This window comes from Pseudomonas sp. zfem002, assembly GCF_032621685.1.
In the GTDB taxonomy this organism is placed as follows: Bacteria; Pseudomonadota; Gammaproteobacteria; order Pseudomonadales; family Pseudomonadaceae; genus Aquipseudomonas; species Aquipseudomonas japonica.
Window position 1 is genome coordinate 226,980 of record NZ_JAVYJH010000004.1, and the last position, 13,564, is coordinate 240,543.

Here is a 13,564-nt window from a genome sequence, read left to right on the forward strand (position 1 = left end):
CACTGAAACATGAACACCGCGCCGCGACCGGGTCATCCCGTCGCGGCGCTGTTCCATTCCAAGCGCCGTTGATTCGAAGACGGCGTATTTTTTTCTAGGAGCGCTTTCATGGCTGTTGGTCTTGGTCCTTTGCCAACGTTGCACCCGGTTCCCGGTTTCGAACTCGGCATCGCCTCTGCGGGCATCAAGCGCCCCGGGCGCAAGGATGTAGTGGTGATGCGCTGTGCCGAAGGCTCCAGCGTCGCTGGCGTGTTCACCCTGAACGCCTTCTGCGCCGCCCCGGTGATCCTGGCCAAGCAGCGCGTACAGGGCACCGTGCGCTACCTGCTGACCAACACCGGTAACGCCAACGCCGGTACCGGCGCCCCGGGCCTGGCCGCCGCCGAGCGCACCTGCGCCAGGCTGGCCGAGCTGACCGGCGTCGACGCCAGCGCCGTGCTGCCGTTCTCCACCGGTGTGATCGGCGAGCCGCTGCCGGTAGAGAAGATCGAAGGCGCGCTGCAGGCCGCCCTGGACAACCTGTCCGAGAACCACTGGGCCGAAGCCGCCACCGGCATCATGACCACCGACACCCTGCCCAAGGGTGCCAGCCGTCAGTTCCAGCACGACGGCGTGACCATCACCGTCACCGGCATCAGCAAGGGCGCCGGCATGATCCGCCCGAACATGGCCACCATGCTCGGCTACATCGCCACCGACGCCAAGGTCGCGCCGGCGGTGCTCAAGGACCTGATGCTGGACGGCGCCAACAAGTCGTTCAACCGCATCACCATCGATGGCGACACCTCGACCAACGACTGCTGCATGCTGATCGCCACCGGCAAGGCCGACGTCGCCGAGATCACCGAGGCCAGCGGCCCGCTGTTCGACGCACTGAAGAAGGCCGTGTTCGAAGTCTGCATGGAAGTGGCCCAGGCCATCGTCCGTGACGGCGAAGGTGCGACCAAGTTCGTCACCGTGCAGGTCAACGGCGGCAGCAACCATCAGGAATGCCTGGACGTCGGCTACGCCGTGGCCCACTCGCCACTGATCAAGACCGCGCTGTTCGCGTCCGACCCGAACTGGGGCCGTATCCTCGCCGCCGTCGGCCGCGCCGGTGTGCCGAACCTCGACGTCAGCCTGATCGACGTGTACCTGGACAACGTCTGCATCGCCAGCAAGGGCGGGCGCAGCGCCAGCTACACCGAGGACCAGGGCGCCGCGGTGATGGCCCAGGAAGAGATCACCATCCGCATCGAGCTGGGTCGTGGCCAGTGCAACGAGACCATCTGGACCACCGACCTGTCCCACGAGTACGTGAAGATCAACGCGGAATACCGCACCTGATCGAGGGCCGCCGTGTCGCCTGGCGATGCGGCGGCATCCTTTGCAATCCACCCCTCTGCGGAGCAGAAAGATGAAACGGATTCATGTCGCCGCCGCCGTCATTCGTGGCGCGGATGGCCGTATTCTGATTGCCCGTCGTGGCGAAACCCAGCACCAGGGCGGCCTCTGGGAGTTTCCCGGTGGCAAGGTCGAAGACGGCGAAGCCGTGGAGACCGCCCTGGCGCGTGAGCTGCGTGAAGAACTGGGCATCGAGGTGGGCGCCGCGCGGCCACTGATCGAAGTCCGTCACGATTATCCGGACAAGCACATCCTCCTGGACGTCTGGGAGGTCTCTGCGTTCTCTGGCGAGCCCCATGGCGCCGAGGGCCAGCCGCTGGCCTGGGTGTCACCGCGGGACCTGGGGCAGTACGAATTCCCCGAGGCCAATCGGCCGATCGTCGCTGCGGCGCGCCTGCCGGGCGAATACCTGATTACCCCGGATGGCCTGGAAACCCCGCAGTTGCTGCGTGGCATCCAGAAGGCGGTTGCCAGCGGGATCAAGCTGGTGCAGTTGCGGGCGCCGAACATGTACGACCCGAAATACCGCGATGTCGCGGTGGACGCGGTCGGGCTCTGCGCGGGCAAGGCGCAGCTGATGCTCAAGGGACCACTGGAATGGCTGGGAGATTTCCCGTCCGCCGGCTGGCACCTGACCGCGGAACAACTGCGCAAGTACGCCGCCAATGGCCGGCCGTTCCCGAAGAATCGCTGGCTGGCGGCGTCCTGCCATAACGCCGAGGAACTGGCCCTGGCCGAGCGCATGGGCGTGGACTTCGTCACCCTGTCGCCGGTGCAGGCCACCCAGACCCATCCCGAGGCGCAGCCACTGGGTTGGGATGTGGCTGAGCGACTGATCGAGGGCTTCAACCAGCCGGTGTTCCTGCTGGGTGGGGTCGGTGCGACCGAGCGTGAGCGTGCCTGGCAGATTGGCGCGCAGGGTGTGGCGGGGATCCGGGCGCTCTGGCCCGAGGCCTGAAAACCCAATGCGGCCCTGTAGGAGCTGGCTTGTCGTGTGACGAACCAGCTCCTACAAGGGGATGCGGCGGGTTTCAGGGTTTTGCGGCGGCCTGCCATAGAACTTCGGCAATGCCCTGACGCCGCGCGATCAACCGCGCCGCCACGAACAACAGGTCCGACATCCGGTTGATATAGGCCAACCCCACCCCCGCCAGCGGCTCCACGGCATTCAACTGCTGGCAACGCCGCTCCGCACTACGGGCCAGGCTGCGACAGACATGCGCCTGCGCCACCAGCAGCGAGCCGCCCGGCAGGATGAAGTTCTCCAGCGGCCCCAGCTCCTCGTTCCAGCGGTCGATGGCCGCCTCGAGCCGCTCTACTTCCGCCGTGTTCAGCGCCTGGTAGCTCGGCATCGCCAACTCGCCACCGAGATCGAACAGACGATGCTGGCAAGGCGCGAGCACCTCGCTCAACTCGTCCAGGCCCTGCTCGGCCAGCCCGGCCAGGAGCAGTCCCAGCTGGCTGTTCAGCGTATCGACTTCGCCGATGGCTTCGATGCGCGGGTGGTCCTTGGGCACCCGGCGGCCGTCACCGAGGCCGGTCTCGCCCTTGTCGCCGGTGCGGGTGTAGATCTTCGACAGGCGAAAGCCCATGGTTCATGACTCCAGTTTGCTCGGGCTGGGCAGCGGCGCGGCGACCAGCGGCAGGCGCAGGGTGAAGCAGGTGCCCTGGCCCGGGGTCGACTGCACTTCCATCTGGCCCTTGTGGTTGTTGGTGATGATGAAATACGACACCGAGAGGCCAAGGCCGGTGCCCTGACCGATTTCCTTGGTGGTGAAGAACGGCTCGAAGGTGCGCTTGCGCACGGTCTCGGGCATGCCGACGCCGTTGTCCTCCACCTGGATTTCCGCCCACGGCGGGTTGAGCCGGGTGCGCAGGGTGATGCGTCCGGGCTCGCGGTCGTCCTCGCGCAGATGGATGGCTTGCGCGGCGTTCTTCAGCAGGTTGAGCAGCACCTGTTCCAGCTCGTTGGCAGTGCCGGGCACCGGGCCCAGTTCGGGGTCGAACTGGCGGACGATGGCCTGGCCCTTGAAGTCGAAGCCGATCGCCAGGTCGAAGTCGTTGCCGGCGATCTCCACCGCCTGGTCGATCAGCGCCGGCAGGTCGCAAGGCGCCATCTGCCGGTTGCTGCGGCGGCTGAAACTGAGCATGTGGGTGACGATCTTGGCTGCCCGGGCGCCGGCCTGCTGGATGCCGTCGAGCAGTTGCGGAACCTGGCGGTCTTCCAGGTAGTGGTTGACCGTGTCGAGGTCGATGCCGGTTTCGCTGGCCGCTTCGAGGTTCTTCGGCAGGTCGGGCGAGAGGCGCCGGCGGATGTTCTGCACGTTGTGCAGGATGGCGCCGAGCGGGTTGTTGATCTCGTGGGCCATGCCCGCGGCGAGGCCGCCGACGGAGAGCATCTTCTCCGACTGCACCATCATTTCCTCCAGCGACAGGCGCTGGGTGATGTCGTCGATACGGATCACCACGCCACGGCCACCGCCGCCGGTCAGCGGATAGAAGGTCAGGGCGTAATGGCGAGCATCCTCGCCGCGGGTCCAGGTGACCCGCTCGATCTTCGCCACCCGGTGTTTCTCCACGCTTTCCTTGAGCTGCGGCAGGAACGGCTTGAGCGGCTCGAAGGCGAGGAAGATCGGCTGGTTCAGCGCTTCGTCCAGCGGTGTACCGGAGAGGCTGCTGGCCTCCTGGTTCCACTGCGTGACGTAAAGCTGCTCGTCGAGGGCGATCAGGGCCGAGGGCATGGAGTCGATGATGCTGTTGAGGTAGTTCTGGAAGCCCGTCAGCTTGCGCTCGATCTTGCTGCGTACCTGGACTTCCAGCTCCAGCTTGCGGTTGGTATGGCGGGTTTCCTCGGCCAGCCCCTGGGCCTGGTCGAAGGCGTGCTGGAACTCGTCGCGGGCGCGCTTGAGCTGCTGCTCGCGCGCCTCGATACGCGACAGCATGGTGTTGAACGCTTCGGCCAGGCTACCGATTTCGTCGTGATTACCGGGGCTGGCACGCAGGGCATAGTTCTCCTCGCGGGTGACCTGGCGCGACAGCTGCTCCAGCTGGTAGATCGGCTGGGTGATCAGGCGCTTGATCTGCCTGGCGATGATCATCCACAGCAGCACGCTGAACACCAGGATGCCCAGGCTGGCGGTCAGGGTGCCGGTGTAGAACGCGGTGGGCAGCTCGCTGCTGGCCACCAGCAGCAGATGCCCGGGCGGGCTGCCCGGGCGCGGCAGGCGCACCAGCTGGGTGCTGCGGAACTCGGTGAGACGCCAGCCTTCGATATTGCGCAGGCGCTTGGGCAGGGCGATGGGGTCGCCGTGCTGCAACTGCGCCAGCAGCCTGCCGTCGGCGCCGTACAGCGCGGCGGCGCGCAGCGGGGTGTAGGTGTCCAGCTCGTCCAGCAGGCGGTTCGCCGCTTCCGGCGAGTCCGTGGCCTGCTCGGCGATCTGCGGGTTGGAGACCAGCCGACCGATGGTCTGCAGGGCCTGGGGGGCCATGGCTTCCTGGGAAATCCAGTAGGCGGCGCTGATGAAGGTCAGGTTGGCCACCAGCAGGATGGTGATCAGCAGCACCAGCAGGGCGGCCAGCAGTTTCTGGCCGACCGGCAGGTTTTCCAGGCGTTCGCGCAAGGGCATGGTGAAAGCGTGGTCCTGTGGTTGGAAGGGCAGGGTAACGCTGCCTTCAGTCGCTGGGCAATCCGTGGCCGTTGAGGTGTTCGACCAGGCGTCGGTAGAGCCGTTCCAGGTGGGGCAGCGGATGACCGTGGCGGGTCGCGGTGCGGCAGGCGTGACCCAGCAGGTAATGGATCTCGGTGCGGCGGCCGTTGCCGACATCCTGGTACATCGAAGAATAGTTGGCGGCGGTGGCCTGGATGACCCGCTGGACCTCGCTTTCCAGGCCTTCGGCGGCCTGTGGCTGGCCGCACACCTGGAGCAGTTCGGCCAGCTCGGCGCACAGCGTGGCGACCTCGCAGTGGTGCTCGGCGAGGCCACCGTTGCGGCAAGCGTAGAGCACCGTCAGGGGATTGATCGCGCAGTTCAGGGCCAGCTTGCGCCACAGGCGGGTGAGGATGTCCGGTGTCCACTCATGGGGAATGCCGGCGTCGCCGAGGTCGTCGAGCCAGGTCGGTGCCAGGGGATTGGCCGGGTCACCCAGCCAGTTGAAACCGTGGCCGGCGAAGTTCACCTGCCAGTCCCGCTCGCGGAAAGCGCCTTCGGTGCTGGAGGCGAACACGCAGCGTGCCAGGGGCACGCGGGCGGCGACGTCGTCCTGGCTGCCGAGGCCGTTCTGCAGGAGGATCAGCTCGGCGGTGGGGCTCAGGCGGTGAGCGATGCTGGCCACGGCCTTTTCCGCGTCATAGGCCTTGCAGGCCAGCAGCAGGCGCTGGATCGGGTCGCTGCCTGCGAGGGTCTGCGCTTCGATGGCGAAGGTCTGTGGACGACCCTGCTCGATCAGGGTCAGCCCGCCGGCGCCCTGGTAATCGCGCAGGCGCTGTTCGTCGCGCAGGATCAGGCGGACCGTCTTGCCCGCGCGGGCCAGGCGGCAGGCCCAGAGGCTACCGAGGCTTCCGGCGCCGAGAATATGCCAGGTGCTGCTCATCAGCGTTTCGCAACCGTTTATAATGAGCCCGCATTTTAACCGTCAAACCCGGTGCGCTCCATCGCGCTTCCCTGTACAGAGGCGCCAGCGCACCTTTTATTTTTGGAGAAGGATATGCCGTCGTTCGACGTGGTATCGGAACTGGACAAGCACGAAGTCACCAACGCGGTGGACAACGCCATCAAGGAACTGGATCGCCGCTACGACCTGAAGGGCAAGGGCAGCTTCGAGTTCAAGGAAAAGGAACAGACCGTGCTGATGACCGCCGAGGCGGAATTCCAGCTCGAGGCGATGCTGGAGATCCTGCGCATGGCCCTGGTCAAGCGCAAGATCGACGTGAAGAGCCTGGAGGTCAAGGATGCCTACCCCTCCGGCAAGGAAATGAAGCAGGAAGCGGTGTTCAAGGAAGGTATCGATAAAGATCTGGCGAAGAAGATCGTCGCTCATATCAAGGACGCCAAGCTGAAAGTGCAGGCGGCCATCCAGGGCGAGCAGATCCGCGTCACCGGCAAGAAGCGCGACGACCTGCAGGAATGCATCGCTGCCCTGCGCGCCAAGGAATTCGACATGCCGCTGCAATTCAACAATTTCCGCGACTGATCGCGGTCGTCGAGGAACCTTGGCGTTTTGATGGCGTCCGAGGTTCCTGGCGTCGCTGCATCGTTTGCGGCGTATCAATTTTCTGTTGTTGCCGCACTAGGAGGGCACATGGATTTGAATGCAGAGGTCGATCAACTGGTCAGGACTTCGCAGACCTGGATTCCGTTGATCATGGAATACGGCAGCCGTCTGGCCCTGGCCCTGATTACCCTGGCGATCGGCTGGTGGCTGATCAACACGGTCACCGCGAAACTGGGCAAGCTGCTGTCCCTGCGCAACGCCGACCTGGCGCTGCAGGGCTTCATCAGCACCCTCGCCAACATCATCATGAAGGTCCTGCTGTTCGTCAGCGTGGCTTCGATGATCGGCGTGGAAACCACGTCCTTCGTCGCCGCCATCGGTGCCGCCGGCCTGGCCATCGGCCTGGCCCTGCAGGGCAGCCTGGCCAACTTCGCCGGCGGCGTGCTGATCCTGCTGTTCCGGCCGTTCCGCCTGGGCGACTGGATCGAGGCACAGGGCGTCAGCGGCACCGTGGACAGCATCCAGATCTTCCACACCGTGCTGCGCACCGGCGACAACAAGACGGTGATCGTGCCCAACGGCAATCTGTCCAATGGCATCATCACCAACTACAACCGCCAGCCGACCCGCAAGGTGGTGTTCGATGTCGGCGTCGACTACGAGGCCGACCTGCAGAAGGCGCGCAACGTCCTGCTCGACCTGGCCAACAACGACCCGCGGGTACACAAGGATCCGGCGCCGCAGGCCGTGGTGGCGACCCTGGGCGACAGTGCCATCACCGTTTCCCTGCGCATCTGGGTGAACACCGCCGATTACTGGGATGTGATGTTCATGCTCAACGAACATGCCCGTGATCGCCTGAAGAGCGAAGGGATCGACATTCCCTTTCCGCAGCGGGTGATTCGCGTGGTGCAGGAAGCCGCTGTGCAGTAGCCCTGTGCGCCCTACTCCGTAGGAACGTGGCTTGCCCGCGAAGGACCGCTGCGAGGTCCTTCGCGGGCAAGCCACGCTCCTACGCGATTTCGCCTTGGCATTACACTTCTTCACCTCTTCCCGCTATCGGTCCGACAGGCTTTTCTGGCATACAAGCCGGTCTCGTTTCCCTCTGCCGGCCGAATCATGACCCCGCTCATCCAGATCACCCCGTTCAGGGCCCTGTGCTTTGCCCTGACCCTGGCCCTGTTCGAACTGCTCACCTACCTCGCCAGTGACGTGGTCATGCCCGCCATGCCGCAGGTGGTGACCGACCTCGACGCCAGTCCCGAGTACATTCCTCACGCGCTGAACCTGTACCTGCTCGGCGGTGTGCTCCTGCAGTGGCTGATCGGCCCGCTGGCGGACCGCTTCGGTCGGCGTCCGCTGCTGCTCGGTGGCTGCGCGTTCTTCTGCGTGGCCTGCCTGGCGACCTTCTGGGTCGATGGCATCGAACTGTTCAACCTGCTGCGCCTGTTGCAGGGCATCGGTTTGGGCTTCGTGGTCACGGTCAGCTATCCGGCGCTGAACGAAGCGTTCAGCGAAGCGGACGCGGTGCGCATGATGGCCCTGCTGGCGAACATCGCCCTGCTCTCGCCGCTGCTCGGCCCGCTGGTGGGCACCGTGCTGCTGGAGTGGGTGTCGTGGCGCTGGCTGTTCGTGCTGTTGGGCATCAGCGCCGTCGCCGCCTGGTTCGCCCTGTACCGCTTCATGCCGGAAACCCTGGGGGTCGAACGCCGCGATGGTTCGCGCCTGGCGTTCCAGCCGATTCATCTGCTGCCGCTGCTCGCGGGCTACGCGCAACTGCTCGGCAATCGCCGTTTCGTCGCCGGGAGCGCGGCGCTGGGGCTGATCGGTCTGCCGCTGATCGGCTGGATCGGCCTGTCGCCGGTGCTGCTGATCCATGACGAAGGGCTGAGCAAGATGGAGTACGCCCTGTGGCAGTTGCCGGTGTTCGGCGGCCTGATTCTGGGCAACCTGATCATCAACCGGATCGCCGACCGCTATCCGCTGACCTCGCTGGTGCGCGGTGCCCTGTGGCCATTTCTGATCGGGCTGCTGGTGGCCATGCTGGCGACCTGGTTCGTGCCGAGCGTGTCGAGCCTGGTCCTGGGCCTGTCGATCTACGCCCTCGGCCTGGGCATCGGCAACGCCGTGCTGTACCGCATGACCCTGTTCAGCAGCGAGCAGAGCAAGGGGCTGGTCTCGGCGATGCTGGGGATGATCACCATCGCCCTGTTGGGCCTGGGCGGCGTGGTGCTGGCGCTGTTCGGCGCTGGCGCCAGCCTGCAGGCCTTCGCCCTGGCCTCGGGTGTGGCTGGCGTGCTGGCACTGTGGCCGCTGTCGGCGGTGTTGCGGGTGGAGGCAGTGCCGGCCTGAGTCAGCGCTGCTGTTGCTCGCTGGCCGGAGCGGCGGGTTGCTCCGTTTCCTGGGGCTGCTTGTCGCGGTTGCTCTCCTGATGCCAGTGCAGGGCGATCAGGATCAGCGTCGGCACGCCGAGCAGCGCGGTGATCAGGAAGAAATCGTGGTAGCCGAACTTCTCCACCAGCACCCCCGAGTAGCCGCCGATCAGCCGCGGCAACAGCAGCATGATCGAGCTGAGCAGGGCGTACTGGGTAGCCGAGAACTTCAGGTTGGTCAGGCTCGACAGGTAGGCGACGAAGGCCGAGGTGGCCAGGCCCGAGCTGAAGTTGTCGAGGGAGATGGTCACCACCAGCATTTCCACGTTCGGGCCCATGTCGGCCAGCATCAGGAACAGGATGTTGGTGCCCGCCGAGGCCGCGCCGCCGATGAACAGGATCGGCAGGATGCCGAAGCGCACGATCAGCAGGCCGCCGACGCCGGCGCCGAGCAGGGTCATGATCAGGCCGAAGATCTTGCTGATACTGGCGATCTGGTCCTTGGTGAAGCCCTGGTCGATGTAGAACACGTTGGCCATTACGCCCATCACCGTGTCGGACATGCGATAGGTGGCGATCAGCCCGAGCAGCAGCAGGGCCTGCCAGCGGTAGCGGTGGATGAAGTCGTTGACCGGTGTCAGCACCGGCGCCAGGCCGCGGCGGCCCATGGCCGAGAGGCACAGGCAGGTCAGGGTGATGTAGAGGATGGCGCGCAGGAAGGCGCGGTCTTCCAGCAGCAGGTCGAGCAGGCTCACGCCTTCGAACAGCACGCTGGCGAAATCGGTGTTGTACAGCTGGGTGAACATCGCCGGCACCGAGACCAGCAGCACGATCAGCACGAATACCGAAATCAGCTGGTGGCCGAAGCCGTAGCGGGCGGCCTGCAGCTGCGTGCGCAGGGGCACCGGCGGTTCGCGCATCAGCAGGGTGGTCAGCAGCGCCGGCAGCATCATCACGCCGAACAGCACGTAGGTGCCGGTCCAGGCCTTGTGCATGTAGTTGAAGCCGGTGGAGCCGAACCATTCGGCGAAGAACAGCGCGCCCGCGGTGGCGAGCAGGGCGGCGACCCGATAACCGGCCATATAGCTGGCGGCGAGCGCGGCCTGGCGCTGGTCGTCGGCGATTTCCAGGCGGTAGGCGTCGACGGCGATGTCCTGGGTGGCGGAGGCGAAGGCCACCAGCACCGCCAGGGCGATCAGCCAGGACAGGTGTTTCTGTGGATCGCAGAAGCCCATGCCAATCAGGCCGATGACCACCAGCAACTGCGACAGGACCAGCCAGGAGCGGCGGCGCCCGAGCTTGCCGAGCAGCGGCAGGCGCCATTGGTCGAGCAGCGGCGACCATACCCACTTGAAGGCGTAGGCCAGGCCGATCAGGCTCGCGTAGCCGATGGTCTCGCGTGCCACCCCGGCCTCGCGCAGCCACACCGACAAGGTCGAGAACACCAGCATGTAAGGCAGACCGGCGGCGAAGCCGAGCAGCAGGAGCACCACGGTCGACGGGCTGGCATAGGCAGCGAGCGCAGCGCGCCAGGTTTTACGGGGCATGGGCCAACATCTGCCTCAAGATTACGAACACAAAGCGCGCACTCTAACTGGTGTGATCCATCGGACGCCAGCCATGGCGCGACATATCGACGCGATTATTGCGCAGGCTGACCCCTTCGGCGCGCAAACGCGCCCTTTGTTCCTCGCCCGACGGCGTGCCCTGCTGCAGGCTGAGGCGACCGCCGGCACCGAGCACCCGGTGCCAGGGCAGGCGGGTATCGGCCGGCAACTGGCTCAGCGTGCGCCCGACCCAGCGCGCCGCGCGGCCCAGGCCGGCCATTTGCGCCAGTTCGCCGTAGCTGATCACCTTGCCCGGAGGAATCTGGTCCATGACCAGATACAGCGCCGCTCGTCGGGCGTCGTTGCTCTCCTGGGTCAGGTCGCTCGTCGCGTTCATCCGTGGGATTTCCGACGGGCTGTGGGGATGTGGAAACATCTGGGAATTGAACTCATTGTCATTGGTCGGGTCTGTCCTTGTTCTGGCGCTGGGCATCCGGATAATGCCCGACTTTTTTCGCGAACCTGAATGTCTGTATTGCCTATGTATTCTAGAACCCTGTTGTGCCTTGCAATGGTCGGCGTGTGCGCGCCGGCTCTCGCCGATACCGTGTGGATGAAGAACGGTGACCGCCTGAGCGGCAAGATCAAGGTGTTCGACGGCGGCAAGCTGTTGCTCGAAACCCCTTATGGTGGCTCGATCGCGCTGGACTGGAAGCAGGTCAAGACCCTGGAAAGCGACCAGGAGCTGCTGGTCAAGCAGGACGAATACAGCGGCGAGCGGGCCAAGTCGCTGCAGGCCGCCGACCAGGGCAAGGTCACGCTGGCCAATGGCGAGGCGCCGAAAACCGTCGAACTGGCGAGTATCCAGCAGATCATGAAGCCCAAGCCGGTGGTCGAGGACCTGATCTGGAAGGGCAACGTCGACCTGGCCCTGGACTACAAGCGCGCCGAGACCGACACCGACGACTACGACATCGACTTCAAGACCACCGCGCGCCACGGCCGCTGGCGGCACAATGCCGAAGGCGAGTACAACCGCGACAGCAAGGACGATGTCACCACCACCAACAACTGGAGCGCCGAGTACGCCCTGGACCGCTTCATCACCGACAAGTGGTTCTGGCAGGGGCGCCTGGAATACAAGCGCGACCATATCGAAGACCTGGCCCGCCAGCGCACCGTGGGTACCGGCCCGGGCTACCAGTTCTGGGATGACGAACTGGGTGCGTTCTCGCTCGGTTCGCTGCTCAACCGCACCGACTACGAATATGCCGATGGCGGCAAGGACAACTTCTATTCCATCGGCATGAAGTGGAACTACAACCGCTTCCTGATCGGCAAGAGCGTCGAGCTGTTCACCAGTGGCGAAGTCGGCAAGCCGCTGGGTAACGTCGCCGACTACAGCCTGGATGCCGAGGTCGGCCTGCGCTACAAGGTCACCGAGTGGGCCTCGCTCAACCTCAAGGCGGAGAAGGACATCATCAGCGGCACCAACGACAGCGACCTGGACAAGACCCGCTACACCGCCGGCTTTGGCGTGACCTGGTAAGTCCTTCTTGGCAGCGGCGGGTGATGATGATTAGCTTATTGCCATCACCGCCCGCGCCGGGCGGTCTGTCCGATCCAGGAGTCCAGACGTGAGCGCCAACGTTGCCAGGCCAGCCCGAGAGCTGCTGCTCAAGGAGTACCGCGGGGTACTCTCGACCCATTCCAAGTCGATGCCCGGTTTTCCTTTCGGTTCCGTGGTGCCGTACTGCCTGGATGCCGATGGCAATCCGCTGATCCTGATCAGCCGCATCGCCCAGCACACCCACAACCTGCAGAAGGATCCGAAGTGCTCGCTGCTGGTGGGTGAGCGGGGTGCCGAGGACGTCCAGGCGGTGGGACGCCTGACCGTGCTGGCCGAAGCGCGCAAGCTGGAAGACAGCGCCGCCGTCGAGGCCGCCGCCGAACGCTACTATCGCTACTTCCCCGATTCGCGCAATTACCACAGCGCCCACGATTTCGATTTCTGGGTGCTGCAACCGGTGCGCCATCGCTACATCGGCGGCTTTGGCGCGATCCACTGGATCGACCAGCTGAGCCTGGCCAATCCCTTCGCCGGCAAGGCAGAGGCGAGCATGATCGAACACATGAACAGCGATCACGCCAAGGCCATCGCCCACTATGTCGCCCTGAACGGTCTGCCGGAGGCGGTACCGGCGCAACTGGCCGGGATCGACAGCGAGGGCATGCACCTGCGCATCGGCCAGGCGTTGTACTGGCTGGCTTTCCCTGAGCCCTGCAACACTCCGACACAAGTCCGCGAGGCCTTGGTTTTGCTGGCTCACGCCGAGCAATGGCCGCAACCGCAGGTCGCCGAGGCTTGAAATTGCGAGTCGAAGTTACCATTTGAGGTCTATTGGAAGATGTCTTCCGCTGAGGAAACCTCGATGCGTGCTTTTCTACTGCTGTTCCTGATTTTCCCGATTCTGGAGCTGTACGCCTTTTTCAAGGTGAGCAGCGCCATCGGCTTCTTTCCCGCGCTGCTGCTGATCTTCGCCGGCTCCGCCCTGGGTCTGCTGGTGGTGCGGGTGGCCGGCCTGGCTACCGCCATGCGTACCCGTGACAGCCTGCAACGCGGCGAGATGCCGGCGGAGGACATGTTTCATGGCCTGATGCTGGCGCTGGGCGGCGGCTTGCTGCTGATCCCCGGTTTCATCAGCGATGTGTTCGGTCTGATCCTGCTGCTGCCGTTCGTCCGGCGTCTGCTTGGGCGCAAGCTGCGCCAGCGCGCCGAAGCCCAGGCGATGCGCCAGCGGGCGTTCGCCGAGGATCCGTTCAACGCCCCGGCGGGCGGGCCGGGGCGTGCGCCACGGCAGCCGAATGTGATCGAGGGTGAATACGAACACCGCGACTCCTGAGACTCACGTCCATGAACAACGGCCTTTCGCGGGCCGTTTTTCATTCTTGCCTACTCATTTCAAAAAAATTCATTTGCGAGCCTTGTAATCGCCAAGGCCGCCCCTATGTATGGGTCACCGCAAGGTTTCTGGGCATCCGCACCAGACA

13 protein-coding genes are annotated in these 13,564 nt (G+C 65.0%); 8 read left to right on the top strand and 5 right to left on the bottom strand.

Annotation, left to right across the window (positions count from 1 at the left end; all coding sequences use genetic code 11):
* Nucleotides 1-108 precede the first annotated feature (108 nt).
* The gene (gene argJ, locus RTI28_RS08515) at nt 109-1,326 is read left to right on the top strand and encodes a bifunctional glutamate N-acetyltransferase/amino-acid acetyltransferase ArgJ (protein ID WP_316920039.1); all 1,218 of its coding nucleotides are present in this window, start codon (nt 109-111) and stop codon (nt 1,324-1,326) included.
* A gap of 70 nt (nt 1,327-1,396) precedes the next feature.
* On the top strand, nt 1,397-2,341 hold the full coding sequence (locus RTI28_RS08520; RefSeq protein ID WP_316920040.1) for a Nudix family hydrolase: 945 nt from the start codon (nt 1,397-1,399) through the stop codon (nt 2,339-2,341).
* A gap of 73 nt (nt 2,342-2,414) precedes the next feature.
* Here RTI28_RS08520 and RTI28_RS08525 read toward each other — a convergent pair whose 3' ends face one another.
* From RTI28_RS08525 to RTI28_RS08535, 3 genes are read right to left on the bottom strand one after another with little or no spacing between them, the layout of a single operon-like run.
* On the bottom strand, nt 2,415-2,975 hold the full coding sequence (locus tag RTI28_RS08525; protein WP_316920041.1) for a cob(I)yrinic acid a,c-diamide adenosyltransferase: 561 nt from the start codon (nt 2,973-2,975) through the stop codon (nt 2,415-2,417).
* A gap of 3 nt (nt 2,976-2,978) precedes the next feature.
* Nucleotides 2,979-5,009, bottom strand: coding sequence for an ATP-binding protein (locus RTI28_RS08530; protein ID WP_316920042.1), 2,031 nt, complete (start codon nt 5,007-5,009; stop codon nt 2,979-2,981).
* Between the two features lie 46 nt (nt 5,010-5,055).
* Complete coding sequence (locus RTI28_RS08535; protein WP_316920043.1) at nt 5,056-5,973, bottom strand: putative 2-dehydropantoate 2-reductase; 918 nt, start codon at nt 5,971-5,973, stop codon at nt 5,056-5,058.
* Nucleotides 5,974-6,087: 114 nt separating this feature from the next.
* Between RTI28_RS08535 and RTI28_RS08540 the strand changes: the two genes are divergently transcribed.
* The 3 genes from RTI28_RS08540 (at nt 6,088) to RTI28_RS08550 (ending at nt 8,946) form a co-directional block, all read left to right on the top strand.
* The gene (locus tag RTI28_RS08540; RefSeq protein ID WP_316920044.1) at nt 6,088-6,573 is read left to right on the top strand and encodes a YajQ family cyclic di-GMP-binding protein; all 486 of its coding nucleotides are present in this window, start codon (nt 6,088-6,090) and stop codon (nt 6,571-6,573) included.
* Between the two features lie 108 nt (nt 6,574-6,681).
* Entirely contained in the window at nt 6,682-7,527 is an 846-nt protein-coding gene (locus tag RTI28_RS08545; RefSeq protein WP_316920045.1) for a mechanosensitive ion channel family protein, read from the top strand.
* A gap of 186 nt (nt 7,528-7,713) precedes the next feature.
* A complete protein-coding gene (locus RTI28_RS08550) occupies nt 7,714-8,946 on the top strand; it encodes an MFS transporter (RefSeq protein ID WP_316920046.1) in 1,233 nt (410 codons plus the stop codon).
* 1 nt (nt 8,947) lies between these two features.
* On the opposite strand, the gene RTI28_RS08555 is transcribed toward RTI28_RS08550, so the two are convergent.
* Both RTI28_RS08555 and RTI28_RS08560 read right to left on the bottom strand, forming a co-directional pair.
* Nucleotides 8,948-10,513, bottom strand: a complete 1,566-nt coding sequence (locus RTI28_RS08555; protein WP_316920047.1) for an AmpG family muropeptide MFS transporter — start codon at nt 10,511-10,513, stop codon at nt 8,948-8,950.
* 43 nt (nt 10,514-10,556) lie between these two features.
* Complete coding sequence (locus tag RTI28_RS08560; RefSeq protein ID WP_316920048.1) at nt 10,557-10,910, bottom strand: MGMT family protein; 354 nt, start codon at nt 10,908-10,910, stop codon at nt 10,557-10,559.
* Between the two features lie 144 nt (nt 10,911-11,054).
* On the opposite strand from RTI28_RS08560, the gene RTI28_RS08565 reads away from it, so the two are divergent.
* The 3 genes from RTI28_RS08565 to RTI28_RS08575 all read left to right on the top strand — a co-directional run bounded on the left by RTI28_RS08565 (nt 11,055) and on the right by RTI28_RS08575 (nt 13,416).
* Nucleotides 11,055-12,062: a DUF481 domain-containing protein gene (locus tag RTI28_RS08565; protein ID WP_316920049.1), complete on the top strand. Its 1,008-nt coding sequence runs from the start codon at nt 11,055-11,057 to the stop codon at nt 12,060-12,062.
* Nucleotides 12,063-12,150: 88 nt separating this feature from the next.
* Complete coding sequence (locus RTI28_RS08570; RefSeq protein WP_316920050.1) at nt 12,151-12,882, top strand: HugZ family protein; 732 nt, start codon at nt 12,151-12,153, stop codon at nt 12,880-12,882.
* Between the two features lie 63 nt (nt 12,883-12,945).
* Nucleotides 12,946-13,416, top strand: a complete 471-nt coding sequence (locus RTI28_RS08575) for an FxsA family protein (protein ID WP_316920051.1) — start codon at nt 12,946-12,948, stop codon at nt 13,414-13,416.
* Nucleotides 13,417-13,564 lie beyond the last annotated feature (148 nt).